This window comes from Nocardia sp. NPDC056100, assembly GCF_042266325.1.
Lineage (GTDB): Bacteria > Actinomycetota > Actinomycetes > Mycobacteriales > Mycobacteriaceae > Nocardia.
In genome coordinates, this window is sequence record NZ_JBHJVY010000001.1 from 1,675,382 (window position 1) to 1,701,640 (window position 26,259).

General features: G+C 66.5%; 22 protein-coding genes. 12 read left to right on the forward strand and 10 right to left on the reverse strand.

All coding sequences use genetic code 11. The features are described from left to right. Position 1: 1 nt before the first annotated feature. Positions 2-661: an HAD family acid phosphatase gene (locus ACFC0O_RS07730; protein ID WP_375954726.1), complete on the reverse strand. Its 660-nt coding sequence runs from the start codon at positions 659-661 to the stop codon at positions 2-4. A gap of 106 nt (positions 662-767) precedes the next feature. Next, positions 768-4,376, reverse strand: coding sequence for a chromosome segregation protein SMC (gene smc, locus ACFC0O_RS07735; protein ID WP_375954727.1), 3,609 nt, complete (start codon positions 4,374-4,376; stop codon positions 768-770). 340 nt (positions 4,377-4,716) lie between these two features. Between smc and ACFC0O_RS07740 the strand changes: the two genes are divergently transcribed. Continuing rightward, positions 4,717-4,920 carry a cold-shock protein gene (locus tag ACFC0O_RS07740; protein WP_067574676.1) on the forward strand — a complete coding sequence of 68 codons (204 nt, stop codon included), beginning with the start codon at positions 4,717-4,719 and terminating at the stop codon, positions 4,918-4,920. Positions 4,921-4,992: 72 nt separating this feature from the next. Here the strand turns inward: ACFC0O_RS07740 and ACFC0O_RS07745 are convergent, their stop codons facing one another. Then, positions 4,993-5,433, reverse strand: a complete 441-nt coding sequence (locus tag ACFC0O_RS07745; RefSeq protein ID WP_375954729.1) for a DUF1707 domain-containing protein — start codon at positions 5,431-5,433, stop codon at positions 4,993-4,995. 164 nt (positions 5,434-5,597) lie between these two features. Between ACFC0O_RS07745 and ACFC0O_RS07750 the strand changes: the two genes are divergently transcribed. The 5 genes from ACFC0O_RS07750 (at position 5,598) to ACFC0O_RS07770 (ending at position 12,557) form a co-directional block, all read left to right on the forward strand. Next, on the forward strand, positions 5,598-6,830 hold the full coding sequence (locus ACFC0O_RS07750; RefSeq protein WP_375954731.1) for an acyl-CoA dehydrogenase family protein: 1,233 nt from the start codon (positions 5,598-5,600) through the stop codon (positions 6,828-6,830). 2 nt (positions 6,831-6,832) lie between these two features. After that, positions 6,833-7,957: an acyl-CoA dehydrogenase family protein gene (locus ACFC0O_RS07755; RefSeq protein WP_375954734.1), complete on the forward strand. Its 1,125-nt coding sequence runs from the start codon at positions 6,833-6,835 to the stop codon at positions 7,955-7,957. 200 nt (positions 7,958-8,157) lie between these two features. Continuing rightward, positions 8,158-8,595, forward strand: a complete 438-nt coding sequence (locus ACFC0O_RS07760) for a carboxymuconolactone decarboxylase family protein (RefSeq protein ID WP_375954736.1) — start codon at positions 8,158-8,160, stop codon at positions 8,593-8,595. A gap of 108 nt (positions 8,596-8,703) precedes the next feature. Continuing rightward, the gene (locus ACFC0O_RS07765; RefSeq protein WP_375954738.1) at positions 8,704-10,926 is read left to right on the forward strand and encodes an acyltransferase family protein; all 2,223 of its coding nucleotides are present in this window, start codon (positions 8,704-8,706) and stop codon (positions 10,924-10,926) included. A 32-nt stretch (positions 10,927-10,958) separates the two neighbouring features. After that, positions 10,959-12,557: a PstS family phosphate ABC transporter substrate-binding protein gene (locus ACFC0O_RS07770; RefSeq protein WP_375954740.1), complete on the forward strand. Its 1,599-nt coding sequence runs from the start codon at positions 10,959-10,961 to the stop codon at positions 12,555-12,557. A gap of 75 nt (positions 12,558-12,632) precedes the next feature. Here ACFC0O_RS07770 and ACFC0O_RS07775 read toward each other — a convergent pair whose 3' ends face one another. Genes ACFC0O_RS07775 through kdpF form a run of 4 tightly spaced genes read right to left on the reverse strand, consistent with a single transcriptional unit; the run spans position 12,633 to position 17,422 of the window. Further along, the gene (locus ACFC0O_RS07775) at positions 12,633-13,514 is read right to left on the reverse strand and encodes a potassium-transporting ATPase subunit C (RefSeq protein ID WP_375954742.1); all 882 of its coding nucleotides are present in this window, start codon (positions 13,512-13,514) and stop codon (positions 12,633-12,635) included. A 1-nt stretch (position 13,515) separates the two neighbouring features. Then, positions 13,516-15,663, reverse strand: a complete 2,148-nt coding sequence (kdpB, locus tag ACFC0O_RS07780) for a potassium-transporting ATPase subunit KdpB (RefSeq protein WP_375954744.1) — start codon at positions 15,661-15,663, stop codon at positions 13,516-13,518. A 1-nt stretch (position 15,664) separates the two neighbouring features. Continuing rightward, on the reverse strand, positions 15,665-17,335 hold the full coding sequence (kdpA, locus tag ACFC0O_RS07785; protein WP_375954746.1) for a potassium-transporting ATPase subunit KdpA: 1,671 nt from the start codon (positions 17,333-17,335) through the stop codon (positions 15,665-15,667). Further along, positions 17,336-17,422 carry a K(+)-transporting ATPase subunit F gene (gene kdpF / locus ACFC0O_RS07790; protein WP_364632752.1) on the reverse strand — a complete coding sequence of 29 codons (87 nt, stop codon included), beginning with the start codon at positions 17,420-17,422 and terminating at the stop codon, positions 17,336-17,338. A gap of 293 nt (positions 17,423-17,715) precedes the next feature. On the opposite strand from kdpF, the gene ACFC0O_RS07795 reads away from it, so the two are divergent. The 4 genes from ACFC0O_RS07795 to ACFC0O_RS07810 all read left to right on the forward strand — a co-directional run bounded on the left by ACFC0O_RS07795 (position 17,716) and on the right by ACFC0O_RS07810 (position 22,064). Beyond that, positions 17,716-18,384 (forward strand): hypothetical protein, encoded by a 669-nt coding sequence (locus ACFC0O_RS07795; RefSeq protein WP_375954748.1) that lies wholly within the window; start codon positions 17,716-17,718, stop codon positions 18,382-18,384. A 334-nt stretch (positions 18,385-18,718) separates the two neighbouring features. Further along, positions 18,719-18,871, forward strand: coding sequence for a hypothetical protein (locus tag ACFC0O_RS07800; RefSeq protein ID WP_375954750.1), 153 nt, complete (start codon positions 18,719-18,721; stop codon positions 18,869-18,871). Beyond that, positions 18,868-21,366 (forward strand): DUF4118 domain-containing protein, encoded by a 2,499-nt coding sequence (locus ACFC0O_RS07805; RefSeq protein WP_375954752.1) that lies wholly within the window; start codon positions 18,868-18,870, stop codon positions 21,364-21,366. Before ACFC0O_RS07800 ends, ACFC0O_RS07805 begins: the two co-directional genes overlap by 4 nt. Beyond that, positions 21,363-22,064 carry a response regulator gene (locus tag ACFC0O_RS07810; protein ID WP_375954753.1) on the forward strand — a complete coding sequence of 234 codons (702 nt, stop codon included), beginning with the start codon at positions 21,363-21,365 and terminating at the stop codon, positions 22,062-22,064. Before ACFC0O_RS07805 ends, ACFC0O_RS07810 begins: the two co-directional genes overlap by 4 nt. 1 nt (position 22,065) lies before the next feature. Here the strand turns inward: ACFC0O_RS07810 and ACFC0O_RS07815 are convergent, their stop codons facing one another. The 3 genes from ACFC0O_RS07815 to ACFC0O_RS07825 all read right to left on the reverse strand — a co-directional run bounded on the left by ACFC0O_RS07815 (position 22,066) and on the right by ACFC0O_RS07825 (position 24,752). Next, complete coding sequence (locus tag ACFC0O_RS07815) at positions 22,066-22,932, reverse strand: thermonuclease family protein (protein WP_375954755.1); 867 nt, start codon at positions 22,930-22,932, stop codon at positions 22,066-22,068. 42 nt (positions 22,933-22,974) lie between these two features. Next, the gene (locus ACFC0O_RS07820) at positions 22,975-24,168 is read right to left on the reverse strand and encodes a cytochrome P450 (RefSeq protein ID WP_375954757.1); all 1,194 of its coding nucleotides are present in this window, start codon (positions 24,166-24,168) and stop codon (positions 22,975-22,977) included. Between the two features lie 146 nt (positions 24,169-24,314). Continuing rightward, positions 24,315-24,752: a MarR family winged helix-turn-helix transcriptional regulator gene (locus tag ACFC0O_RS07825; protein ID WP_375954759.1), complete on the reverse strand. Its 438-nt coding sequence runs from the start codon at positions 24,750-24,752 to the stop codon at positions 24,315-24,317. Positions 24,753-24,834: 82 nt separating this feature from the next. On the opposite strand from ACFC0O_RS07825, the gene ACFC0O_RS07830 reads away from it, so the two are divergent. Both ACFC0O_RS07830 and ACFC0O_RS07835 read left to right on the forward strand, forming a co-directional pair. Continuing rightward, the gene (locus tag ACFC0O_RS07830) at positions 24,835-25,500 is read left to right on the forward strand and encodes a maleylpyruvate isomerase family mycothiol-dependent enzyme (RefSeq protein WP_375954761.1); all 666 of its coding nucleotides are present in this window, start codon (positions 24,835-24,837) and stop codon (positions 25,498-25,500) included. Between the two features lie 60 nt (positions 25,501-25,560). Beyond that, the gene (locus ACFC0O_RS07835; RefSeq protein ID WP_375954763.1) at positions 25,561-26,229 is read left to right on the forward strand and encodes an HAD family hydrolase; all 669 of its coding nucleotides are present in this window, start codon (positions 25,561-25,563) and stop codon (positions 26,227-26,229) included. Positions 26,230-26,259 lie beyond the last annotated feature (30 nt).

Sequence of the window (26,259 nt, forward strand, 5' to 3'; positions counted from 1 at the left end):
ATCAGTTCAGCGCGCCGTCGTAATCGGGCAGCTTGAAGGTCTGCTGGGCATGCCCGCCCGCGAGATCGGAGGCGCTGTTGCCGATATTCGCAACGATGGTGTAACCCTTGCTCTCGATATCGATGCGGGCGCCGGTCTTGTACGACTCCAGCGCGCCCGCACCGGCGGATCCGGTGGTGAGCCCGCCGCCGTACAGCCCGTCCACCGAGTACCCGACCGCGGCCAGGTTGGCCTGGGTGTAGATGCCGAGCACCGAGGGCCGTCCGGTCACGAAAATGATGGCCGCGCCTTGGGATTTGGCCCATTTGGTGAGGGCGAGCACCGGCGGGATGGCCGGGACGATCGGGCTGGGGTTGTAGCTGGTCTCCAGGCTGGTGTTGTCGATATCGAGCACGATGGCGGGCTTGGTCGCGCCGGGCAGTGCGGCGGTCAGGTAGCTCTGCGCCTGCGTGGTGACGGCGGTGACATCGGCGATCCACTGGCTGTAGCTGGGCTTGCTGCCGCCGCCCGATAGCGAGGAGGAGCCGGAGCCCCCGCCCGACAGGGATGAGGATCCGGTCCCGCCGGATAGCGAGGAGGATCCGCTGTCGGCGAATGCGACGGCCGGGACGGCGAGGGTTGCGGCGACACCGAGGGCAATACCTGCGAAAGAAGCTCTCATAGCCCCCGGAGGCTATTCGCCGCACCACTCCGACGTGATCATGTTTCAAATAGTCGGCTTGTCGGGAATTTCACTCCCACTCAATGGGATTCCCGCATCGCACCGACTATGCGGACGCGCCCACCAAATTCTCGCCGCGCAATCGCTGCGAAATCACCTGGGTGATTCCGTCACCGCGCATGCTGACACCGTAGAGCGCATCGGCGATCTCCATGGTCGGCTTCTGGTGCGTGATGACGATCAGCTGACTCTTCTCGCGCAATTGCTCGAAAAGGCCGATGAGGCGGCGCAGATTGGTGTCGTCCAGCGCGGCCTCGACCTCGTCCATGACATAGAACGGGGACGGCCGGGCGCGGAAGATGGCGACCAGCAGCGCGACCGCGGTCAGCGACTTCTCGCCACCGGACAGCAGCGAGAGCCGCTTGACCTTCTTACCCGGCGGGCGGGCCTCGACCTCGACACCGGTGGTGAGCATGTCATTGGGATCGGTGAGCAGCAGCCGCCCCTCACCGCCGGGGAACAGTTTGCCGAAGACGCCGACGAATTCGCGCTCCACATCCTCCCAGGCTTCGGTGAAGACCTGCAGGATGCGGGCGTCGACCTCGGCGACCACGTCGAGCAGATCCTGGCGGGCCTTCTTGACGTCCTCCAGCTGGGTGGCGAGGAAGTTGTAGCGCTCTTCGAGGGCCGCGAACTCTTCCAGCGCAAGGGGATTCACCTTGCCGAGGGTGGTGAGATCCTTCTCGGCGCGTTTGGCGCGGCGTTCCTGGGTGGCGCGGTCGAACGGCATGGGCTGCGGTTCGGTGACCTGTTCACCGCGTTCCTTGGCGGCCTCGTACTCCATCATCTCCAGTGCGGTCGGCGGCATCGGGGTGTCCGGACCGTATTCGTTGATGAGGTCGTCCAGGGCCAGCCCGAACTGTTCGGAGATATTGGTTTCGAGCTGTTCGATGCGCAGCGCCGCCTGGGCGCGCGCCACCTCGTCGCGGTGCACGACATCGGTGAGCTGCGACAGCTGGGTGGTGAGGGCGCGGGCGCGCTCCTTGGTCTGATCCACCTGCGCCGCGAATTCGGTACGGCGGCGCACCAATTCGTCCCGGCGCAGCGCGGCCTGCGCGACGACCTTCTCCAGTTCGGCGGCGACCTTCTCGGCGGATTCGGCGACCACGGCCGCGACGGCGGCGGCCTGGCGGCGCGCGGCGTGCTGACGTTCGGCGCGGGCACGGTTCTCACGTTCGGCGCGGGCGGCGCGGCGTAGCGAATCCGCTTTGCCGCGCACCGATTCCGCGCGTTCCTCGGCGGTGCGCACGGTCAGGCGCGCCTCCACCTCCATGGTGCGGGCTTCGGCGAGCGCCGCGGCGGCTTCCTCGCGGGCGTATCCGGCGGTCTCGGTACCGGCGGAGTCCGAATCCAGGTCGGAGCCTTCACCTTCCACATGCCGCAGCCGGTCCTCCAGCTCGGCGAGTTTGGCGAGGGTCTCCTCGCGCCCGGCCTCGGTTTCGGCGCGCTGGGCGAGCAACCGTTCGCATTCGCGCTGGGCATTGCGCGCACCTTGGCCGAGCCGTCCGAGCCGGTCGTAGATGGAAACCAGCGCCTGATCGGATTCGTGCAGGGCGAGCAGCGCGTGATCGACGGCTTCCTTGCGGTCGGTCTGTTCGGCGAGCGCACCCGACAGCGCGGCCTCGAATTCCTCGGCATGGCGCACCCAGGAGTCGAGTTCGGCCTTGGCGGAATCGATTTCGGCCTGCACCTCGAGCTGACTGGGCGCGCGGTCGGAACCGCCCAGTACCCAGCCCGCGCCGGTGAGATCGCCCTCGCGGGTGACCACGCGCAGTTCGGGGCGGGCGGCGACGACGCGGGTGGCGGTCTCCAGATCGGCGGCGACGGCGATGCCCGTGGTCAGCGCGGCGATCGCACCGCGCATGTGATCGGGGCATTCCACCACGTCGGCGAGCCAGCGCGCACCGTCCGGCAGCTGTCCGCCGGCGCGTGAATCCGGTTGCGCCGCACCGGCGTACACCAGGGCGACGCGTCCGCCGTCGGCGTCCTTGAGCGCGCGCACGGCGGCGTGCGCGGAGGGTCCGGTATCGGCGGCGACCGCATCGGCGAGCGGTCCGAGCGCGGCGGCCACGGCGGCCTCGAAGCCACCCTGCACCCGGATCAGTCCGGACAGCGGTCCGAGCAGTCCGTCGGCGCGATGTTCGAGCAGCCAGGCCGCGCCGTCGCGGCGGGCCAGGCCCATGGTGAGCGCTTCGATGCGCGCGGTCAGCGAGGCGACGCGCTTTCCGGCCTCGCGATCCTGTTCGCGCAGTTCGGTGACCCGCTGGTCGGCCAGTTGCAGGGCCTCGGCGGCATGTTCGTAGGAGGCGTCCAGTCCGGCCTCACCGGAATCGAGTTCGCTCAATTCCTCCTGGACGGACTCGAATTCGGCGTCCGCGGCCGAACCGCGCTGGCGCGCCTCGGCGATGGAGGCGGAGATGCGGTTGATCTCCCCGTCCACCGATTGCGCGCGCGAGCGCAGCGTGTCGACCTGTCCGGACAGCCGGGCCAGGCCCTCGCGCCGGTCAGCGATGGCGCGCACGGCGGCCAGATGCGCCTGTTCGGCGGCCTTGGCGGCCTGTTCGCGCTCGTGCAGCAGATCGCGGGCGGCCTCGAGGGTTTCGGTGGCGATCTCGACGGCCTCGACGAGTTCGGCTTCCTCGGCCTCGACCCGGTCGGCATCGCGTTCGAGCTGATCGGGATCGCGGCCCTCGCCGACGGGTTGCTCGATGGTCAGATTTCGCGCGCGGTCCCGGGCGATTCGAATAGTGGCATTGACACGTTCGGTCAACGCGGACAGCTGGAACCAGGTCTGCGCCGCCGCCTCCGCGCTCGGGGTGAGCCGGGAGAGTTCGAATTCCTGCTGTGCGAGAGCGGCATTGGCGGCATCCAATTCCGCGTGCACGTTGACCTGCTGTTCGCGCGCGTACGATTCCTTGCTCTGCTGGCTCTCCAGCTCATGCCGCCTGCTGACCAGGTCATCGGCCGCCAAACGCAGGCGCGCGTCGCGCAATTCGGACTGCACGGTGGCCGCGCGCCGGGCCACCTCGGCCTGGCGTCCGAGCGGTTTGAGCTGGCGGCGCAGTTCGGTCGTGAGGTCGGTCAGGCGGGCCAGATTCGCCTGCATGGCGTCCAGCTTGCGGACCGCCTTCTCCTTGCGGCGACGGTGTTTGAGCACGCCCGCGGCCTCTTCGATGAAGGCGCGGCGGTCCTCGGGCCGGGATTCCAAGATCGCCGAAAGCCGCCCCTGACCCACGATGACGTGCATTTCCCGGCCGATGCCGGAGTCGCTGAGCAATTCCTGCACATCCATCAGGCGGCAGGAATTGCCGTTGATCTCGTATTCACCGGCGCCGTCGCGGAACATGCGGCGGGTGATGGAGACCTCGGAGTACTCGATGGGCAGCATGCCGTCGGAATTGTCGATGGTCAGGGTCACCTCGGCGCGGCCCAGCGGCGCGCGGCCGGCGGTGCCGGCGAAGATGACGTCCTCCATCTTTCCGCCACGCAGCGCTTTCGCGCCCTGCTCCCCCATCACCCAGGTCAAGGCGTCGACGACGTTCGACTTCCCCGACCCATTGGGGCCCACCACGCAGGTGATGCCGGGTTCCAACCGCAGCGTCGTCGCGGACGCGAAGGACTTGAAGCCCTTCAGCGTCAGACTCTTGAGGTGCACAGCCGCCCAGGCTACCCGGTAATTCGCGATTGCCCCGAGTATGCCGACAACGCGTCCTGTCGATCGCCGACCGGCGGGCGGGGTGATCGCAGTGGTCCGGGTCGTCATTCGTCGCGCTAATGACTTGCGACACGTCCACACCGTGGGAATTCGTCGGATGTCCCGGAGATCAGGTACTGTCTTGCGTGTTGCAACTTTTGGTTCTCACAGACTTCAGTACGCGCCTGCTGACCATCACGCAGGCGCGCATTTGTGTTTCCAGTGATTCCTGACGGGGTCATTACAGCGACATCAGACCCGCAAAGTGCGGGTCGCACCAAAACAAAGAGGAGAGTCAATCGTGGCTACCGGTACCGTGAAGTGGTTCAACACCGAAAAGGGCTTCGGCTTCATCGAGCAGGACGGTGGCGGCCCTGACGTGTTCGCCCACTACTCGAACATTGCCGCTCAGGGCTTCCGCGAGCTGACCGAGGGCCAGAAGGTCTCGTTCGACATCGCGCAGGGCCAGAAGGGCCCCCAGGCGGAGAACATCACCCCTGCCTAATTAGCAGGAGTTCGACCGGCGGCCCGGTGTACCTAGGTACACCGGGCCGCCGGTTTTTTGTGTCCGGTGCGCTTATCGCACGCGCAGGTTCGCGCCGCAGCCGGTCGAGGCGCTCGCCTCCCAGCCCATGACGGCCCGGAACGCGAGCACCGCACCCCACGGGCCGATGACCCAAATGGGCCAGGGGTAGGTGAACTCGCCCGCCGCCACCGAGACCATGGCCCAGATGGCGACGCAGAGCAGTCCGACCGCGAGCCAGGCGCTGCCCTCGATGCGCTGCCAGATCGGGAAGCGTCCCAGTGAGCGCGATTGCGCCACAGGCGCTTTCGGGAGTTTCGGCAGATCGCCGAGCACCCGGGTGAGGTCTTCGCGGGTGGCGGTGGCGTAGACCTGGTTCAGGCGTTCGTGGTATTCGGCGACGTCCAGGCGGCCATCGGCCATATGGCGGCCCAGCGCTTCGGCGACCTGTGCGCGCTCGGCATCGGAGGCGCGGGTACCGGGGCTGATGTCCATGATCGTTCCTTCCTTGATATTCCTTTGTGGAACGTCTTGCATTCCAGAATATTCCTCCACAGTGGAATGTCAATCCCGTCAAGTGAGGGCAGGTGCCAGCACATTTGCCAGCGGGGGTGAGGCAGTGAGATGGTTGGGGTCGGTTCTTCGCACAAGGAGTTTTCGTGGACCTCGACTGGTCGCCCGCTGAGCTGGCGTTTCGCGATGAAGTGCGCCGCTTCCTCGATGAGAATCTGACCCCCGGACTGCGGCGCGCGGGACGGTTGGCCACCAGCGTCTATCCGGACCACGAGGCCAGCATGGAATGGCAGCACATCCTGCACGCCAAGGGCTGGGCCGCACCCGCGTGGCCGGTGAAATACGGCGGCTGCGATTGGAGTCTGACCCAGCACTACATCTTCGGCCGCGAATGCACCCTCGCCGGTGCGCCGAACCTGTCCCCCATGGGGATTCGCATGGTCTCGCACGCCATCATGGCGTTCGGCACCGCGGAGCAGAAGGAATTCTTCCTGCCGCGCATCCTGACCGGCGAGGTGTTCTTCTGCCAGGGCTACTCCGAGCCAGAGGCCGGATCCGATCTGGCCTCGCTGTCCATGGCTGCGGTCGAGGACGGTGAGGAGCTGGTGGTCACCGGATCCAAGATCTGGACCACGCACGCCACCGAAGCCAATTGGATCTTCGCGCTGGTGCGCACCTCGAAGCAGGCCAAGAAGCAGCAGGGCATCACCTTCGTACTGATGGAGATGGACGCCCCCGGCATCCAGATCCGCCCGCTGGTGATGACCTCCGGCGAACAGGTGCAGAATCAGGTCTTCTTCGATCAGGTGCGGGTGCCCAAGGCGAATGTCCTGGGGCGCATCGACGATGGCTGGACCGTCGCCAAATTCCTGCTCAATTTCGAGCGCGGCGGCGGCGCGGCGGCCCCGGCGCTGCAGGTGATGGCCGAGGAGCTGGCGCAGGCCGCCCGCACCCAGCCCGGACCGAACGGCGGTGTGCTGCTGGACGATCCGGCGTTCGCGGCCAAGCTGGCCGATGCCCGGATGCGCGCGGATGTGCTGGAGATCCTCGAATACCGCACGCTCGCACTGGTTTCCAGCGGGAAGGATCCGGGTCCGGCCGCGTCCACCATCAAGATTCTGGGCACCGAACTGAGCCAGGCGCTGACCGAACTGGCGCTCGAGGCCGCCGGGCCGCGCGGGCGGGTCTATCAGCCGCACGCCACCATGCCGGGCGGGCCGATCGCCGATTTCACCCCGCCCGCGGACGGTTTCGTCTCCGGTGAGGAATGGCAGGCGGTCGCGCCGCTGCGCTATTTCAACGATCGCGCCGGTTCGATCTACGCCGGCAGCAATGAGATTCAGCGAAACATCATCGCCAAAGCGACCCTGGGACTGTAGCCATGGACTTCTCCTTCACCGCTGAACAAGAACTGCTCCGCGATACCGTCGTCGACTATCTCGCGGCCCGCTACGACCTCGAAAGCAGCCGTGCCGCAGCGCGAATCGGCGCGGGCTGGCAGCCGCGGGTGTGGCGCGGACTGGCCGAGGAGGTCGGCATCCTGGGTGCGGCGCTGCCCGAATCGGCCGGCGGCATCGGCGGCGGACCCGTCGAGACCATGATCATCGCCGAGGCGCTCGGCGGCGCGCTGGTGGTCGAACCCTATGTGGACACCGTGGTCGTGGGTGGCGGGCTGCTCCGGCGCTCGAGCGGTAAGCGCGCCGAGGATCTGCTGTCCGGTATCACCGAGGGCTCGGTGGTCATCGGCTTCGCCGGGCTGGAACCCCAGTCCGGCTACGACTACGGCACCATCGCCGCCACCGCCGTGCGCGAGGGCGACGACTGGCTGCTGACCGGCGTGAAGACCGTGGTCACCTCGGCCCCGATCGCCACCCACCTACTGGTGACCGCGGCGATCGACGGCGAAATCGCGCTCTTCGCGGTCGATTTCGATGCCGCGAATCCGCCCGCCGGGCTCACCGTGGAGTCGTATCGCACCATCGACGAACGCCCGGCCGCGGATCTGACCTTCCAGAACCTGCGTCTCCCGGCGGATTCCCTGCTGCTGACCGATGCGGGCGGCGCGGTGGCGGCGACCATCGACGAGGCCATCGCCGCGATTTCGGCCGAGGCGGTCGGGGCCATGCGCAAGGTGGTCGCGGACACCGTCGAATACACCAAGCAGCGGCACCAGTTCGGTGTCCCCATCGCCAGCTTCCAGGCGCTGCAGCACCGCATGGTGAATATGCATCTGGAACTCGAACAGGCCGTTGCCGCAAGCTATCTGGTGACGCTGAAACTGACCGCGACCCCGGCCGAACGCGCCAAGGCGGCCTCGGCCGCCAAGGCCACCATCGGCCGGGCCGCCCGTCTCATCGGGCAGGAGGCGGTGCAGTTGCACGGAGCCATGGGTATGACCGAGGAACTGGCCATCGGCCACTTCTTCAAACGTCTCACCGCCGTGCAGTACGAATACGGCACCACCGCGCACCACACCGCCCGCTATGCGGCACTGACCCGGCCGTAACCGCCCGAACCACGGTTACGGCCTCCGGGCCCCAGGGGGTGGGGCCACGGTGACCGCCGGGTCCGCACATCCGAACCAGTGCGCGGACCCGGCGGATCACGCTGTGATCGGCCGCACAGTCGCGTCGCGTCACGAACGCGCGCCCTTTCTCGTCCAAGGTGTGTACCGAACCGATCGGCACGTCATGAAAGGACGAGCACATGTCACGAATGAACCTGGCAGCGGTCGCGCCCGAGGTCTACAAGGCGTGGATGGCGGCCGAGGTCGCGATTCGGCGCGGCCCGCTCGACGCGACGGTCCGCGAGCTGGTGAAGATCCGGGTGTCCCAGATCAATCGATGCCTCTTCTGCATCGAGATGCACACCACCGAGGCTCGCAAGGAGGGCGAGACCGAGAAGCGCATCTACCATCTGAATGCCTGGCGCGAATCCGACCAGTTCACGCCCGCCGAGCGCGCCGCGCTCGAATACGCCGAAGCCGCCACCGAACTCGGTGAGCACGGCGTCTCCGATGAGATCTGGGCCGAGGTGGAGAAGAATTTCGACGAGGGCGCCCGCGGCGGCCTGGTGGCCATCACCGCCCAGATCAACCTCTGGAACCGCCTCGGCGTCCCGCTGCGCCTGTACGACGCGGACTGATCAGGGTCGGACCGCCCCCTCGACGATCGGGACGATGGCCACATTCCGGTGAAGATTCGTGCGGCGATTGGCAAATATGCGGCTACGGATACCAGAATGGTCGCCGCCATGTCCTTTGCCAGCACCGATCAGCCCGCGCCGTCAGCGCCGGACAGCGAGCCTCAGGCCGCACCGGTGCCGAGTCCGGGTTCCGGGGTGCATGATCCGGGGGCCTACCGGCACGATCTGGACGGTTTGCGCGGGATCGCCATCGCCCTGGTGGTGGCGTTCCACATCTGGTTCGGGCGGGTGTCCGGCGGCGTGGACGTCTTCCTGGTGCTGTCCGGATTCTTCTTCACCGGGATGCTGGTGCGACGCTCGGATTCGGGCGTCGTCGGGGTGCCCGCGACGATTCGCCGGACGCTGCGACGGCTGCTGCCCGCCATGGTGGTGGTGCTGGCGGCGGTGGTGATCGCGGCGGTGCTGCTGCTGCCGCACACCCGCTGGTCCGATATCGCGGCGCAGACGCTGGCCTCGCTGTTCTACTACCAGAACTGGTATCTGGCGCTGTCCTGGTCGGATTATCTGGCCGCGGATCCGTCGGTGAGTCCGCTGCAGCATCTGTGGTCCATGTCGGTGCAGGGGCAGTGCTATCTCGGCATGCTGCTGATCATCGCGACGGTGGCGTGGCTGTGCCGCCGGGGTCCGGCGCTGCGCCGGTTCACCCCCGTGCGCGGTGTGCTGGCCTCGGATCCGATGCGGGCGCTGCTGCGGTCCGGGTTCGGCCGCCGGCTGGTGCGGACTTCGCGACAGAACGTGCTGCGCATCGGCTTGGCCGTGATCTTCGCCGCCATCGCGGTCGCCTCGTTCTGCTATGCCGCCGAAGGGGTTTCGACCCAGCAGGGCTGGAACTACTACGACACTTTCGCGCGCGCCTGGGAGCCGCTCACCGGTGCGCTGCTGGCACTGGCTGCTCCGCTGGTCAAACTGCCCAAACTCGTGCGCGAGATGCTGGGCTGGGCGGGTATCGCCGCGATCATCGCGTGCGGCTGGCTGGTGAACGGCTCCTCGGTCTTCCCCGGTCCGTACGCGCTGATTCCGGTGCTGGCGACCGTCGCGCTGATTCTGGCCGGGGCCGGGCTCGCCACCGCCGGACAGCCGCTGGTGAATCGCCTGCTGGCGAGTGCGCCCATGGTCGGGCTGGGCGGTTTCGCCTATGCGCTGTACCTGTGGCACTGGCCGATTCTGATTTTCTATCTGGGCGAACGGCATTCGCGCGAGGCCGGTGCGGTCGGCGGGCTGATCATCATCCTGGTCTCGTTCGTACTCGCCTATCTCACACACCGTTTCGTGGAGGAACCGCTGCGCCTGCGGTCCACGCCGACCGTGCCCGCCGCGCCCGCCCGCGCCCGCATGCTGATCGGCGTCGCGGTCTCGACGGTGGGCGTACTGCTGCTGGGATCGACCGTCGCCTGGCAGTGGAGCATGGGTGCGAAGGCACATGCGGTGGGTGAGCTCGATCCGGCGAAATATCCGGGCGCGGCGGCGCTCGCCGATGGCGCGCTGGTGCCGCGCGCGCCGATGCGGCCGACCATCGAGGAAGCCCCGGCCGATGTCGCCTATCCGACCCGGGACAGCTGTATCGCCGATTTCGACACCCGCTCGGTGGTCACCTGCACCTACGGCGACGCGAACGCGCATCGCACCATCGCGGTGGTCGGCAATTCCCATGCCGAACATTGGATTCCGGCGTTGCAGATCGTGGCGGAGAAGTACCGCTTCAAGATCAGCGTCTACCTGAAGATGGGGTGCCCGCTCACCGTGGCGGAGGAACCCATGTACAAGGGCCAGCAGAATCCGGACTGCAAGGACTGGTCACACGATGTGATCGAGCGGCTCGGCGCGGAACGCCCCGACTACGTCTTCACCACCGGCACCCGGCCCGCCGACAATGGCGGCGACGAGATTCCACAGGATTACCTCGACGTCTGGCATGAGCTCGCCGATCGTGGTTTGCAGGTGCTCGCCATGCGCGATACGCCGTGGTTGCGCCGCAATGGAATTCGCTATCGCGCCATCGACTGCCTGGCCTCGGGCGGTAATCGGGTGGAATGCGGGATGAAACGCCCCGACGCGCTCTCGGCGGTGAATCCGGCGCTGGCGGCCTCGGACGATTTCCCCAATGTGCATGTGCTGGACCTGAACAACGCGGTCTGCGAACCCACCGTCTGCGCCGTGGTGGAGGGCAATATCCTCATCTACCACGATGAGCATCACCTCACCGCGAGCTATTCCCGTTCTCTGGCACCGGAACTCGAACGCCAGCTACGCCCGATTCTGGGCTGGTGGTGAGTTCGTTCTCGTTCCGGTAACCCTGGATCGGTATGGTGCAGCCCAGCAGCTCGATCCTGCGGGCGGACAACAGAATTCGAGGTCTGGTGAACGGCGGGGGCTTTCCTATCGAAATCGTGTTGGCGCTCATCGGCATCGTGGTGCCGATCGCGGCGTTCGTCTGGGAATTCGTGCTGGTCGGGCGCAAAAGGCTGGGCTACCGGGTGCAGATGGACACCCCGGTCACCGGTGAGATCGAATCCGTATTCCCGGGCGTACTACCGCAATTGCAGCCCGACGGCACCGGTACGCCACCGGATCTGAAGGATCTGTCGGTGGTGCTGATGCGCATCGAGAACAGCGGCGCGACCGATATCGACGACGGTGATTACGCGGTGCCCGAGGCCGAACTGGTCGGCGTGCACATCCATTTCCCGGATCGCCGCGTCATCGGTATGGCCGTCACCGAACTCAGCGATGACACCCTCGGCGACTGTCTGCGCCCGGGTACCGGTATCGGTAAGCGCGAGGACGCCGCGCATCACATCGGAATCATCGATCTGCCCAAGGTGCCGATGAATCGGCGCGATCACTACAAGATCCTGGCGATCCTGCAGCGCAGCGCGGGCACCGGCGGCGTCTACCCCACCCCGATCGTGCGCGCCAAGATCAAGGGCGGCCGGGTCGCCGAAACCCGCAGCAATACGGGCACTTCCCCGCGACTGCTCGCATTGATCGGCTTCCTGGTGGTGGTCGTGGCCGTCCAGTACTTCGTCGGCCTGCGCCCGCAGGACACCCCGGTGAACGCCCAATGCACCAGCGGCAAGCTGACCCTGGTGGGATCCACGGCCTTCGAACCGGTCGTGCGCGATGCCGCCGCCGCGTACCACAAGCTGTGCGACGGAGCGGATTTCAGCTTCGCCTTCGACGGTAGCGATCGCGGTCTGAGCCGCGTCGACGATGAGGGTAAGGGCAATCCGGAGCTGCTGGCCGTCAGCGATGGCGCCAAGGGCCCCGGGTATCCGGATCTGCGCCCGCGCACCCTGGCGCTGTCCCTGTTCACCATGGTGGTGAATCCCGGTGTGGGCGTGAGCGATCTGAGCGTGGCGCAGATTCGCGATATCTACGCCGGACGAGTGAGCAATTGGCAGCAACTGGGCGGCCCGGATCTGCCGGTGCGCGTGGTGAATCGGGCGCTGGGCTCGGGCACCCGGGAAACCTTCCGCACCCGTCTGCTGGGTGACGAGCAGCCCCCCGCGCCGCCCGCCACCAGCTGCCGCGCCATCAGCGCGGGCAATCCGGCCGGTGCGTCCTTCTGCGAGGTGCAGGTCACCAAGGACATGCTCAAGACCGTCGCGGAACTGCGCGGGGCCATCGGTTACGCCGAGAACGCCGACGCGACAAAGGCTTCCGATGTGAAGACGGTGACCATCGGGGGCCAGTCCCCCACCCGCGAACAGGTGGCGGCGCACGCCTACCCGTTCTGGACCGTCGAATACGCCTACAGCAACGGCGAACTCCCCGCCGATTCGCTCGCCGCGGCCTTCCTGCGCTATCTCACCGATCTACAGGGCAAGGACGTACTGCGGTCGTACGGCAACACGCCCTGCACCGAACTGCCCAACCCGACCACCTGCACGCCGAATCCCTGACGCACGCGGTCCACAGTCACTTTCGTGAAAGTGACTGTGGACCTGCGTCTTCCACCGGCAGATGCCTGGCGGGTATCAGGCGCGGAACGGGTACTTGCCGTCCAGGTCGAGGTTGAGTTCGACCACGTTCACGCGCGGCTGGCCCATGAAGCCGAGGACGCGACCGCTGGTGTGCGCGTCCACCAGGGCCCGCACCTGATCCGCGGAGACATTGCGGGCCTTGGCGATTCGAGCGATCTGGATATCCGCGTACGCCGGGGAGATGTGCGGGTCCAGACCGCTGCCGCTGGCGGTGACGGCGTCGGCGGGCACGACCGGCTGTGCCGGGGCGTCACCGCGAATCGGGACGATGAGCCCGGCCGAGTAGTCCTCGCCGTCGGTGGCGCATTCGACCTTCACACCCTTGTACTCGGCCAGGAACGGGGTCTTGGTCACCGAGCAGAACTCGTTGACGCTCACCACCTTCTCCGGATGGTCGACGGTGCCGTTGGTCTCGCGCGGCCCGATCACCGAGAGCACCGCGCCCACGCCGCCGGGGGTGCAGAACGGGCGAGCGCCGTCCACGCCTTCCAGCTCGCCGATGGTCTTGCTGCGGGTGCACACCGTGGTGAGCAGACCGGTCTTGTCCGGCGCGCTGTCCACGATGTTCTCCGGGCCGAGATTGCTCGCGGCCGTGGCGGTCGGGTCGTATCCGCTGGACCCGGCGGCGGACGGGCGGCTCTGGAAGTACTGCACCAGCGCGCCGCCCTTGTCATCGGTGAAGGATTGCCCGATGAGGCTGGACCCCACCGTCTTTCCGCCCGATTCGATGAGTGACCCGTCGGCATTGTCCTTCAGGCCGGGCAGCTGTGCGATCGCGAAAACCGCCAGCGGATAGATGATTCCGGTGATCGCGGTCAGCACCAGCAGCGCGCGAAGCGCCGCCACATGCTGCCGGATCCAGGTTGACATGCGCATTTCAGGACATCCCGGGGAGGAATTGGACGACGAGGTCGATCAGCTTGATCCCGATGAACGGGGCGATGATCCCACCCACGCCGTAGACGGCCAGGTTGCGGCTCAACAGCTTCGAGGCTGCCGCGGGCTTGTAGGCCACACCGCGCAGCGCCAGCGGGATCAACAGCACGATGATGATCGCGTTGAAGATGACCGCGGACAGGATGGCGGACTGCGGGCTCGCCAGCCGCATCACATTGAGCATGTCCAGGCCGGGGTACAGCGCCACGAACAACGCCGGAATGATGGCGAAGTACTTGGCGATGTCATTGGCGATGGAGAACGTGGTGAGCGCGCCGCGGGTGATCAGCAATTGCTTGCCGATCTCCACGATCTCGATGAGTTTGGTCGGGTCGGAATCGAGATCGACCATATTGCCCGCCTCTTTGGCGGCCGAGGTGCCGGTGTTCATGGCCACGCCGACATCCGCCTGGGCGAGTGCGGGCGCGTCATTGGTGCCGTCACCGGTCATGGCGACCAGGCGGCCACCGGCCTGCTCCTTCTTGATCAGGGCCAGTTTGTCCTCGGGGGTGGCCTCGGCGAGGAAGTCGTCCACGCCCGCCTCATCGGCGATCGCCTTGGCGGTCAAGGGATTGTCACCGGTGATCATGACGGTCCGGATGCCCATCTTGCGCATCTCGTCGAAGCGCTCGCGCATGCCCTGCTTCACCACATCCTTGAGATGGATGACGCCGACCAGCCGGGCCCTACCGTCCCTGACCTCCGCGACCACCAGCGGTGTGCCACCGGAGGCGGAGATGCCGTCCACGGTCTGGCCGAGCAGGTCCGGAATCGAACCACCCTGTGCGCGCACCCATTCGGTGACCGCACTGGCCGCACCCTTGCGCAGCTGATGACCATCGGACAGGTCCACACCCGACATGCGGGTCTGGGCGGTGAATTCCACCCAGGTCGCGCCGGTGAGCTCACCGGGGGTGCGCTCGCGCTTGTTGTACGCGGTCTTGGCGTACACCACGATGGAGCGACCCTCGGGGGTTTCGTCCGCGAGGCTGGAAAGCTGTGCGGCATCGGCCATTTCGTCGGCGGTGACACCCGGCATCGGCACGAAGTCCGACGCCTGACGATTGCCGAGGGTGATGGTGCCGGTCTTGTCCAGCAGCAGCGTGTTCACATCGCCAGCGGCCTCGACCGCGCGGCCCGACATGGCCAATACATTGCGCTGCACCAGCCGGTCCATACCGGCGATGCCGATGGCCGAGAGCAGCGCGCCGATGGTGGTCGGAATCAGGCAGACCAGCAGTGACACCATGACGATGCCGGTGATGCCATTGCCGTTGAGCGCCAAGCTGTCCGGCACGCCGGGCAGGTTCGCCTTGGAGAAGATGGCCAGCGGCTGGAGCGTCGCCACCGCGAAGACGAAGATGATGGTGAGCGCCGCGAGCAGGATGTTCAGCGCGATCTCGTTCGGCGTCTTCTGCCGGGACGCGCCCTCGACGAGCGCGATCATCTTGTCGATGAAACTGCCGCCCGGCTCCTGGGTGATCTTCACGACCACCCGGTCGGACAGCACCGTGGTGCCACCGGTGACGGCGGAACGGTCACCGCCGGATTCGCGGATGACGGGCGCGGATTCACCGGTGATGGCCGATTCGTCCACCGAGGCAATGCCTTCCACGACATCACCGTCACCGGGGATGACCTGGCCCGCCTCCACGACCACGAAGTCGCCGCGCTGGAGTTCGGCCGCGGCGACCTTCTCCTCGATCACCCGTGCGCCGGGTGACCAGTTGGCCAGGCGGCGGGCGACGGTGTCGGTTTTGGCTTTACGCAGGGTATCGGCCTGCGCCTTACCGCGCCCCTCGGCGACGGCCTCCGCCAGATTGGCGAAAAGCACTGTCGCCCAGAGCCATACAACAATGGCCCAGCCGAAGAAGGAAGGGTCGACGATCGCGAGGATGGTGGACCACACCGCGCCGATCTCCACGATCAGCATGACCGGATTGCGCCATAGCGTGCGCGGGTCCAGTTTCTCGACCGCGTCCGGCAAGGACTTGAGCAGCAGCTGCGGATCGAACAGTCCGCTGGTGACCCGGCCCTTGGGCGCCGACGCCTCCGGCGTCACCGCGGGTTCGATGGTGGGAGCAGACATGTCAGTGGATTCCTTCGGCGAGCGGCCCGAGCGCCAGCGCGGGCAGGAAGGTCAGGGCGACCAGGATGATGGTCACGCCGACGACCATGCCGACGAACTGCGGCCGGTGTGTCGGTAGCGTGCCGATCGATTCCGGCGTCGAACCCTGCTGTGCCAGCGAACCGGCCAGTGCGAGAACGAAAATGATCGGCAGGAAGCGGCCGAAGACCATGGCCAGGCCGAGCGCGGTGTTGAACCATTCGGTATTGCCGGACAGTCCCGCGAAGGCGGAGCCATTGTTGTTGGCGGCGGAAGTGAAGGCGTACAACACTTCCGAGAGTCCGTGCGGTCCCCCGTTCGCCATACTGGCGCGCTGGCCGGGCATGGCCATCGCGACCGCCGTGCCGATGAGCACGATGAGCGGGCTGATCAGGAAATACGAAGCGGCGAGCTTGATTTCACGCGGGGTGATCTTCTTGCCGAGGTATTCCGGGGTGCGCCCGACCATGAGGCCCGCGACGAACACCGTGATGACCGCCAGGATCAGCATGCCGTAGAGACCGGATCCGGTACCGCCGGGCGCGACCTCGCCGAGCTGCATATTGAACATGGTCATCATGCCGCCGAGGCTGGTGTACGAATCGTGGAACGAGTCCACCGCACCGGTCGAGGTGAGCGTGGTCGCCGAGGCGAAGGTCGCCGAATTCGATACGCCGAAGCGGGTTTCCACCCCTTCCAGGGACGCGCCGAGCGCGGTCGGGACCGTGCCGTGGTGCTGCAACTGGAACAGGTTGGTCAGCAGGGTGCTGGCCAGCGCGATCACCGACATGACCGCGGCGATGGCATAACCCTGCTTCTTGGAGCCGACCATGCGCCCGAAGGTGCGCGGCAGCGAGAAGCTGATCACCAGCAGCAGGAAGATCTCCAGCCAGTTGGTCCAGGCGTTCGGGTTCTCGAACGGATGCGCGGAGTTGGCGTTGTAGAAGCCGCCGCCATTGGTGCCGAGTTCCTTGATGACCTCCTGGCTCGCCACCGGTCCGCCGGTAATCGTCTGCGTCCCACCGGTAATGGTCTGCGCGACCTGATCGTGCAGGTGGAAGTTCTGGATCACCCCGCTCGCGACGAGCACGATGGCGGACACGAATGCCAGGGGCAGCAGAATGCGGATGGTTCCCCTCACCAGATCCACCCAGAAGTTGCCCAGATCGCCGGTATGCCTGCGCGCGAATCCGCGCACCAGCGCCACCGCCACGGCCATGCCGACGGCGGCCGAGACGAAGTTCTGCACCGCGAGTCCGGCCATCTGCACCAGGTGGCCCTGGGTCGATTCACCGGAGTAGTTCTGCCAGTTCGTATTCGTGACGAAGCTGACGGCGGTGTTCCAGGCCAGCGCCGGGGTCATCTCGGTGCCCGGATCGTTCAGGTGCAACGGCAGTTTGCCCTGAATCAGCTGGAGGAAGAACAGGAACAGAATGCTCACGGCCGAGAAGGCCAGGACGCTGCGCGCGTACACGCCCCAGGTCTGTTCGACCCCGGGCTGTACGCCGATGGCGCGGTACAGGCCGCGTTCGGCCTTGGAATGCTTATCGCCGCTGTAAACCCGGTACATGTAATCGCCGAGCGGTACATGCACCAGGGCCAGCGCGATCACCAGGGCCATCGTGAAGATGAGCCCCGCGGTAGTCGTGCTCACTTAGAACCTTTCCGGGTACAGCAATGCCGCGATCAGAAAAACGGCGATGCCGACGGCCAGAACCAGACCGATAACGTTCTGCGTCACAGCCGTTCCACCCCGCGCTGGATCAGGCCGAGCAGGGCGAAAATCGCCACCGTCAGCACCGTGAACACCACGACGGACATGTATCGAAACCTCTCTCTAACCGGTGCCGCGCCTCAGGTGCGGCAGAGCGAGTCAAGCGGTCGATTGGTCGCTATTCGAGGTCCTTTACGCCTTCTTAGCGTCTCGCGGCCGTGCATTGACGCTCCGCTTACGCGCTCGGCTCGGTGTGTCGGAATGCGGGCGTGGCGCGGGTCTTCCGTACCCTCGATCAGGCAGCCGACAAGGGAGGCCCCATGTTCGAACGCGCACTACAGAAGTCAGTGGAGCTGGTCCTCAAGGGCAGCACCGGGATCCAGGCCCCGCTCGCCGCCAAATACGTGGCGCGACTGCACCGCAAACATCCGGATCGCTCTCCGGCGGGCATCGAACAGGGCCTGGAATTGCGCTATCTGACGGTGGTCACCATCAGTGGCACGCTGGCCGGACTCTCGGCCGCGGTACCCGGCGTCGGCACCCTGATCGGATTGGCGGTCAGCGGCGTCGAATCGGTGTTCTTCCTGGAGACCTCGGCGCTGTACGCCGCCTCGCTGGGCGCGGTGCACGGTATGGGCGATCTGCCCGCCAAACAGCGCCGCACCCTGGTTGCCGGGGTGGTGCTGGGTGAAACCGGCGAACAATTGCTCGGTAAGGGCGCGAGTCAATCCGCCCGCGACTGGGCCAGTACCGTCGGCGATCACCTGCCGGTGATCAAGAACATCGACAACGCCATGGCCAAACGCTTCATCGTGCAATTCGTCGTCAAACGCGGTGTGCTCATGTTCGGCAAAACGCTGCCCGCCGGCATCGGCGCGGTTATCGGCGCCATCGGCAACCGCGCTCTCGCCAAATCCGTGATCAATAACGGGCAGCGCACTTTCGGGCCCGCGCCGACCAGTTGGGATCGCGCATTCGCCACGAAATAGCTTTGGCACGATAGGTCACATCGCGAGCCGCGTTCGGTCATAACTCGCCCCCTACAGTTGGCGACGGTTCTGGGAATCGTGTGGGTAACCAGACCACTTCGAGGGGTGGAGGTCCCGCCCTCGCGCTCCCGGTGGCCAGTACCCGCGGGGCGGGCCCTCCACCGAAATCTCCCCGGCCGGATCGGCCCCCGTCAGCCGAATGGGCAACTGTCGCCGGAATCACGACACGCGGGCGTTAAGAAAGCGTCAGCATCGGCCGCCGCGGCGAAATCGACGGTCATCCTTGGGAGTCCGGCCATGGCGGCCGGGCTTTTCCGCCGACTGAGGAGAGATCGTGCCGGACATCGTCGTTCCATTGATGGTGATCTTCGGATTCCTGGCTGCCGCACTGTTGCTGCGGGTGCTCGCGAGCACCGAACCGAATCGGGTGCGGGTGCGCGCGGCCCGCCCGGACTTTCCGGCCGCACGCGTGATGATGGACGAGTGAAACGCGGCCAGCTACGGATCTACCTCGGCGCTGCCCCCGGAGTGGGCAAGACGTTCTCGATGCTGTCGGAGGCACATCGGCGGCTCGAACGCGGTCGCGATGTGGTCGCGGCCGTGGTCGAGACGCACGGGCGATCCAAGACGGCCGAGATGCTGGCGGGTATCGAGCGGATCGCCCCCAGGATGATCGAGTATCGCGGCACCACGCTGCCCGAACTGGATGTGGAGGCGGTACTTCGGCGCGCGCCCGCGGTGGTGCTGGTGGACGAGCTGGCGCATACCAATGTGCCGGGCAGCAAACACGAAAAGCGCTGGCAGGATGTGCAGGAACTGCTGGATGCCGGGATCGATGTGGTGTCCACGGTCAATGTGCAGCATCTGGAGAGTCTCAACGATGTGGTCGAGCAGATCACCGGGGTGGTGCAGCGGGAAACCGTGCCGGACTGGGTGGTTCGCTCCGCAGATCAGGTCGAGCTGGTCGACATCACCCCGGAAGCGTTGCGGCGCAGGATGTCTCACGGCAATGTGTACGCGGCGAGCAAAGTCGATGCCGCACTGCGCAATTACTTCCGGCCCGGCAATCTGACCGCGCTGCGCGAACTCGCGCTGCTGTGGCTGGCCGATCAGGTGGACGCCGCCTTGGCGAAATACCGTGCGGACCACAAGATCACCGATACCTGGGAGGCGCGCGAACGCCTGGTGGTGGCGGTGACCGGCGGCGGCGAATCCGAGACCATCGTGCGGCGCGCCAGCCGCATCGCGGCCAAATCCAGCGCCGAACTCATTGTGGTGCACGTGGTTCGCGGTGACGGGCTGGCCGGGGTGTCCGCCCAGCGGCTCACCCGGCTCCGCGATCTGGCCACCGGACTGGGTGCGAGCCTGCACACCGTCACCGGCGACGACGTCCCCACGGCGCTACTGGATTTCGCGCGTCAGGTGAACGCGACCCAGTTGGTGCTGGGCACCTCGCGGCGCTCACGCTGGGCGCGCATGCTCGACGAGGGTATCGGCGCGACCGTGGTGCAGGAGTCCGGCAAGATCGACGTGCACATGGTCACCCATGAGGAATCCAATCGCGGTTTCCGCTGGTCCTCGCTCGCACCGCGCGATCGCAAACTCGGATCCTGGTCGGCCGCACTGCTGGTGCCCTCGATCATCTGCCTGATCACCGCGCTGTGGCTGGACAGCTGGCTCAATATCGGCGGTGAGAGCGCGGTGTTCTTCATCGGCGTCATCGTGGTCGCGCTGTTCGGCGGCGTCGCACCCGCGACGCTGTCGGCGCTGCTGTCCGGGGTGCTGCTGAACTGGTTCTTCACCGCGCCGCGCTACAGCCTCACCATCGCCGATCCGGATAACTTCCTGACCATCGTGGTGCTGCTCATGGTCGCGGTGGCGGTATCGGCGCTGGTGGATGTGGCGGCCAAACGAACTCGGGAGGCGCGCAAGGCATCCCGGCAGGCCGAATTGCTGACGCTGTTCGCGGGCGCGGTACTGCACGGCGCGGATCTGCCGGACCTGCTCGAACGCGCGCGCGAGACCTTCAATCAGGAGGCGGTCAGCCTCATCACCGATGACGAGATGGTGGCCTCGGTCGGCGAGGATCCGCCCACCGAGGTGATCGACGCCTACACCGCGGTCGAGGCGGGCGATGATCTGCACTGGCTGCTGTTGCGCGGGCGGGCGCTGTCCTCGGGTGATCGGCTGGTGCTCGGCGCGGTCGCGAATCAGGCGGCGGGACTGGTGAATCAGAAGCGATTGCAGCAGGAGGCGGGTGCGGCCCAGGCGGTCATGGAGGCCGATAAGCTGCGCCGCGCGCTGCTGTCCGCGGTCAGCCACGATCTGCGCACGCCGCTGGCCGGGGCCAAGGCCGCGGTCTCCAGTCTGCGCAGTGACGATGTGGAGTTCTCCCCCGAGGACACCGCCGAATTGCTTGCCACGGTGGAGGAATCGGTGGATCAGCTGACCGCGCTGGTCGGCAATCTGCTCGATTCCTCGCGGCTCGCGGTGGGCGTGATAAAACCGCAGATGCGGCGCACCTATCTGGACGAGGTGGTGCATCACGCGCTCATGGGGATGGGCACCCGGGGTATGGGCCGCCGCGCCATGAACCGGGTCGAGGTGGAGGTGGGCACGGTCTGCGTGCGCGCGGATTCCGGCCTGCTGGAGCGGGTGCTGGCCAATCTCATCGATAACGCGGTGCGGTACTCCCCCGGCGACTCGCCGGTGCGGGTGACGGCGGAGCACACCGGTAAGCGGGTGGCGATTACCGTGGTCGATACCGGACCCGGGGTACCGACCGGTATGGAAGATCAGCTCTTCGAACCCTTCCAGCGGCTCGGCGATCGCGACAACTCCACCGGCGTCGGCCTCGGCCTGTCGGTGGTGCGCGGATTCGTCGACGCCATGGACGGCACGGTGCACGCCGAGGCCACCCCCGGCGGCGGCCTGACAATGGTGATCGACCTACAAGCATGCGATGAACAGGAGAACCCGTGACGAACGCGGCGCCGGCGCCGACGAAAGTCCTGGTGGTCGATGACGAACCGCAGATCCTGCGGGCACTGCGCATCAACCTGTCGGTGCGCGGCTACGAGGTGACCACGGCCGCCACCGGGGCCGCGGCCCTGCGCGCGGCCGCCGAGAAACATCCGGACGTGGTCGTGCTCGACCTCGGCCTGCCCGATATGGACGGTATCGAGGTACTGGCCGGACTGCGCGGCTGGTCCACCACCCCGGTCATCGTGCTGTCCGCCCGCACCGACTCCTCGGACAAGGTCGAGGCCCTGGACGCGGGCGCCGACGATTACGTCACCAAACCCTTCGGCATGGACGAGCTGCTGGCCCGCCTGCGCGCCGCGGTCCGCCGCTCGGCGGGCACCGCGGACAGCTCCGAACCGGTGATCGAAACCTCCTCGTTCACAGTCGATCTCGCCGCCAAGAAGGTCACCCGGCACGGCCGCGATGTGCACCTCACCCCCACCGAATGGGGCATGCTGGAAATGCTCGTGCGCAACAAGGGCAAGCTGGTGGGCCGCCGGGAGATCCTGCGCGAGGTCTGGGGTCCGTCCTACGCGACCGAAACCCATTATCTGCGTGTGTATCTCGCCCAGTTGCGCCGCAAACTCGAAGACGACCCGTCCCAGCCCAAACATCTACTCACCGAAGCGGGCATGGGCTACCGCTTCCAGGTCTGACTCACTTCTCCCGGAAGATGATGTCCTCGGGTGCGACGGTCAGCCGCACCCGCGACCCGCGCACCTCGACCAGGGTGTCCAGATGCGTGCTGTGCCCGGTGTCCAGGGTGTAGAGCTCATCGCCGTGCGCGGCCAGGAACTGATCGAAATGCGACATGTCCACCGCGCTGGTATCGGCGGCCAGATACTCCGCCAGCCGACGGAAGAGCTTGGGCAGGATGACCACCCGGGATTCCAGATCATCGATCGAGGTGACGTCGAAACCGACGGTGGTCACATCCTGTGCCCAGATGCCCGACGCCTTGCCGCGCGCGGTCTCCACGGCCGCGGTCAGAACCTGGCGCAGATCGGGGAACAGGCCGGAATAGTAGGTCGGATAGGCCAGACCCTGTTCCAGCAGCTGGTGATTCGCCGACCGGGTCAGCTCGTCCGGATCGACGAAATGCGCGCCGCCGTCGTGCGCACCGGTATCGGGCTCACCCGGGAACGCGAAAGCGACCGCACGACCGTACTTGTCGGCGAATTTGGTGAGAATGTAGCCGTCGATCGTCGCGGGCGTCGCGGCGGTGACGGTCTGCTCCTTGCGCGTGACATCGGTGAAGCCGAGGAAGGCCAGCAGTTCCGCGCTCGCCTTATCGGCGAGTTCGGGCGGCTGATGCCAATTGTGCGCGGCATGCGGTGGGCGGTAATGGGTTTCGAGGGCGTCGATACCGTCCAGCCGGAGCTGGAAGCCGCCCTGCGCGTTCGGGCGGACCGCCAGTCCGGTGCGGGCCAATGCGGCCGAATCATGCGGGTAGAAGCGAATCGAATCGCCGTCGGGCTGCGCGCCGATCACGCGAAATTGCCCGGTGATCACCTTGAAGGTCATTCCCTCCAGGCTAGGCGCGCACGGTGTCCGACGGGTGAATTCCTAGCGGGTCAGGCGTAAAGGCAGGGATTTGAGTCCGTTATTGAGATTGGAGCGGATGCGGCGGGCGTCGCCGGTCTGCTCGATCTTCGGGAAGCGGGCGAGCAATTCCTCGAAGAAGACGCGGCCCTCCATGCGGGCCAGGTGTACGCCGAGGCAGAAGTGCTGAGCCAGGCCGAAGGACAGGTGCGGATTGGGATTGCGGGTGATGTCGAAACGCTGCGGATCGGCGAAGACATCCTCATCGCGATTGGCCGAGGTGTACCACATGGCGACCTTGTCACCGGCCTTGATCGGCACACCGCGAATCTCGGTATCGGCGGTGGCGGTGCGGCGGAAGTAATGCAGCGGATTCGCGAAACGCAGAATCTCTTCCACCGCACCGGGAATCAGCGCGGGGTTGTCCCGCAGTGCCGCCAACTGTTCCGGATGTCGCAGCAGCAGTTGCACTCCCGAGGACAGCATTGTTTTGGTGGTGTCGTTCCCGGCGATCACCAGCTGGGTGAAGAAACTGCCGAATTCAATGTCCGACATGGCTTTTCCGCCGAATTCACCGGCCAGGATGAGTGAGGTCAGATCCGCCTGCGGTTCCCGCTCCCGCCGTGCCATGGAGAATTGGATGGCGTAGATCGCCATTTTCGTCATCTCGGCCGTGGTATCGAAATCGCCGACCAATTCCGGATCCTGTTGACTGGTGGACTGTTCCGCCCAATGCCGGATATCGGGCCAGTCCGCTTCCGGAATCCCGAACAGCCCGCCGACCACCTGACTCGGCAGCACCCCGGCGACATCGTGCACGAATTCCACGTCACCGCCGGTGTTTTCGAGCAGCCGCCGGGTCAGTTCACGAACCCGATCCTCCATCTCGCCGATCACCCGCGCCTTGAAATGTTCGGCCAGCGGCCTGCGGTAATCGGTATGCCGGGGCGGATCCATCATGAGCAGCATGTTCCGGGTCTGCTCCAGCCGTTCGGGCGGCTGATTCTCCAGCATCACGCCCTGCTGCTCGGCCGAGAACAGCAGCGGATTGCGCGCCACATGCGCGACATCCGCATGCTTGAGAATCGCCCAGTACCCCGGCTCATCGGGCATGTCCTGCCAGTACACCGGCCGCGTGCCGCGCAATTCGGCGAACATCTCGTGGATCGGCCCGTCCACATAGAGTTCCGGATCGTAGATATCCATGACCGTGCCCACGGCCCACCTCGGTATTCACTTGCGGGTGTATGTCTTTCGATTCGGACGCTAACCGCACACCAGCGCCCGCGGTCGCGTTCGCACCCACCATCTCATTCAGTGGACACCATGTCAGCGAAATGCGCGGAAGCCGGAGCCGCCCCGGATCAGGCGTACGGATCGGTGATTTCGCGCAACCGCGCCAGCGCCTCACGCAGCTGACCCATGCGCCGCTCGCCCAGATGCGCGGCCCATTCGCGCTCGATGCTCGCCGAGACCTCATTGCCGAACTCGGCCATCCGCCGCCCGCGTTCGGACAACCGCACCAGGCGGGCGCGCCCGTCGGTCGGATCGGGGACGCGCTCCACATATCCCGCACGCTCGAGCTGATCGACCAGGAATCCCGCGGTCTGCTTGGTCACCTGCGCCCGTTCGGCCAATTCGGTGAGCCGGGTGCCGTCCGGGCCGATCTGCGCCGCGAGACGGCCCTGCGCGATGGTGATATCCCCGTGCCCGGCCTCGACCAGGGCGTCGAAGGTGCGCTGTTCCATCGATCGATGGGCGATGAACATGAGCAGCCCCACGTTCATCTCATCGCCTGCCATCGCAACTCCTTGACGTTTAGTCAGATCCTCTTACTATATTAGGCAGAGAGGCTGACTAACTCTATCGGAAGCGGGAACCATCATGGATCGCGAATCCAGTTGGCGAATCATCGAACAGCAGCGCCTGGCCATCGCGGATCTCCTGGCCGAACTCTCCGATGAGGAATGGGATCGGCCGTCGCTGTGCGCGGGCTGGCGGGTGCGCGACGTGGCCGCACATGTGGCCTGCGTACCGCTGCGGATACCCCCGAAAACCATGCTGCGCACCGCGATTCGAGCTCGCGGCAACTACAACCGGCTCATCGACGGACTCACCCTGGACTATGCGGCCGACCCGGGCCATGACCCGGTGGCGGAACTGCGCGCACACGCGGCGTCACGAAAGCTGCCCGCGCTCACCAACTATCGCAATATCCACTTCGACACCATCGTGCACGGCCAGGACATCGCGATTCCGCTGGGCCGCACCCTGCGCGTCACCCCGCAGGCGGCCGCCGCCGGAGCCGATCGCGCCGTCGAGGTCGGCTGGCCGGTCTGGGATCGGCACCGCCTGGACGGGCTGCGCCTGATCGCCACCGACACCGTGTGGACCTACGGCCTCGGCAGTGAGATCCGCGGACCCGCGCTCGCCCTGCTGCTTCTTGTCACCGGCCGCGCCGCCGGACTCGCACAGGTTCACGGGCCCGGCGTGGCCACCCTGGCGGCCCGGCTCGAAAACACCTCGGCCGCACCGGCGGACTTCGACTGACCGACCCGTCCGGTCACCCCCGGCGCGCGGGGTTCGGGGGTGACCGGGACGATGGTGGACATGTCTGTTGCCGCGATCGTCTTCGATATGGACGGGGTCCTGATCGATACCGAACCGATCTGGGAGGAGGTGCGGCGCGCGTATATCGGTGAACTGCACGGGCGATGGCTGCCCGATACCCAGGATCGGTTCATGGGGATGAGTACGGCCGAATGGGCTGCGTACACGAGTGCGGATCTGCTGGACGGGCGGCGCACACCCGATGAGGTTGCCGAGGATGTCATCTCCCGCATGGCGGCCCGGTATGCCGATCATCTGCCGCTGATGCCGGATGCGGTGGAGACCGTGCGGCGCTTCGCCGATCGGTTCACCCTCGGCCTGGCCAGTTCCTCACCGCGCCGGCTCATCGATGTGGTGCTGGACCATATGGGTGTCACCGACCTGTTCCACACCACCGTCTCGACCGAGGAGGTCGAACGCGGTAAGCCCGCACCGGACGGATACCTGGCCGCGGCGGCCGGACTCGGTATCGAGCCCGCGCACTGCGTGGCCATCGAGGATTCCAGCAATGGTCTGCGCGCCGCGCACGCCGCAGGGATGACGGTCATCGCCGTCCCGCATCCGCGCTACCCGCTCAAGCCCGATGCGCTCGCGCTGGCCTCGTATGTCGCCGAGAATTTGAAGTCGCTGACCCCCGAACTGGTCGTGGACCTCACACCGGTGCGCTGAGCGGAATTCCGCTGACCACGGCACTGTTTC

What these genes read in the sequence shown, in the direction of transcription:
- ACFC0O_RS07770 (WP_375954740.1), top strand. Translation starts at nt 10,959, where the DNA reads ATGGTGCAGCCCAGCAGCTCGATCCTGCGGGCGGACAACAGAATTCGA.
- ACFC0O_RS07825 (WP_375954759.1), bottom strand. Translation starts at nt 24,752, where the DNA reads ATGGCAGGCGATGAGATGAACGTGGGGCTGCTCATGTTCATCGCCCAT.
- ACFC0O_RS07815 (WP_375954755.1), bottom strand. Translation starts at nt 22,932, where the DNA reads ATGACCTTCAAGGTGATCACCGGGCAATTTCGCGTGATCGGCGCGCAG.
- ACFC0O_RS07775 (WP_375954742.1), bottom strand. Translation starts at nt 13,514, where the DNA reads ATGCGCATGTCAACCTGGATCCGGCAGCATGTGGCGGCGCTTCGCGCG.
- ACFC0O_RS07730 (WP_375954726.1), bottom strand. Translation starts at nt 661, where the DNA reads ATGAGAGCTTCTTTCGCAGGTATTGCCCTCGGTGTCGCCGCAACCCTC.
- ACFC0O_RS07760 (WP_375954736.1), top strand. Translation starts at nt 8,158, where the DNA reads ATGTCACGAATGAACCTGGCAGCGGTCGCGCCCGAGGTCTACAAGGCG.
- ACFC0O_RS07830 (WP_375954761.1), top strand. Translation starts at nt 24,835, where the DNA reads ATGGATCGCGAATCCAGTTGGCGAATCATCGAACAGCAGCGCCTGGCC.
- ACFC0O_RS07795 (WP_375954748.1), top strand. Translation starts at nt 17,716, where the DNA reads ATGTTCGAACGCGCACTACAGAAGTCAGTGGAGCTGGTCCTCAAGGGC.
- ACFC0O_RS07765 (WP_375954738.1), top strand. Translation starts at nt 8,704, where the DNA reads ATGTCCTTTGCCAGCACCGATCAGCCCGCGCCGTCAGCGCCGGACAGC.
- ACFC0O_RS07835 (WP_375954763.1), top strand. Translation starts at nt 25,561, where the DNA reads ATGTCTGTTGCCGCGATCGTCTTCGATATGGACGGGGTCCTGATCGAT.
- kdpB (WP_375954744.1), bottom strand. Translation starts at nt 15,663, where the DNA reads ATGTCTGCTCCCACCATCGAACCCGCGGTGACGCCGGAGGCGTCGGCG.
- ACFC0O_RS07745 (WP_375954729.1), bottom strand. Translation starts at nt 5,433, where the DNA reads ATGGACATCAGCCCCGGTACCCGCGCCTCCGATGCCGAGCGCGCACAG.
- ACFC0O_RS07755 (WP_375954734.1), top strand. Translation starts at nt 6,833, where the DNA reads ATGGACTTCTCCTTCACCGCTGAACAAGAACTGCTCCGCGATACCGTC.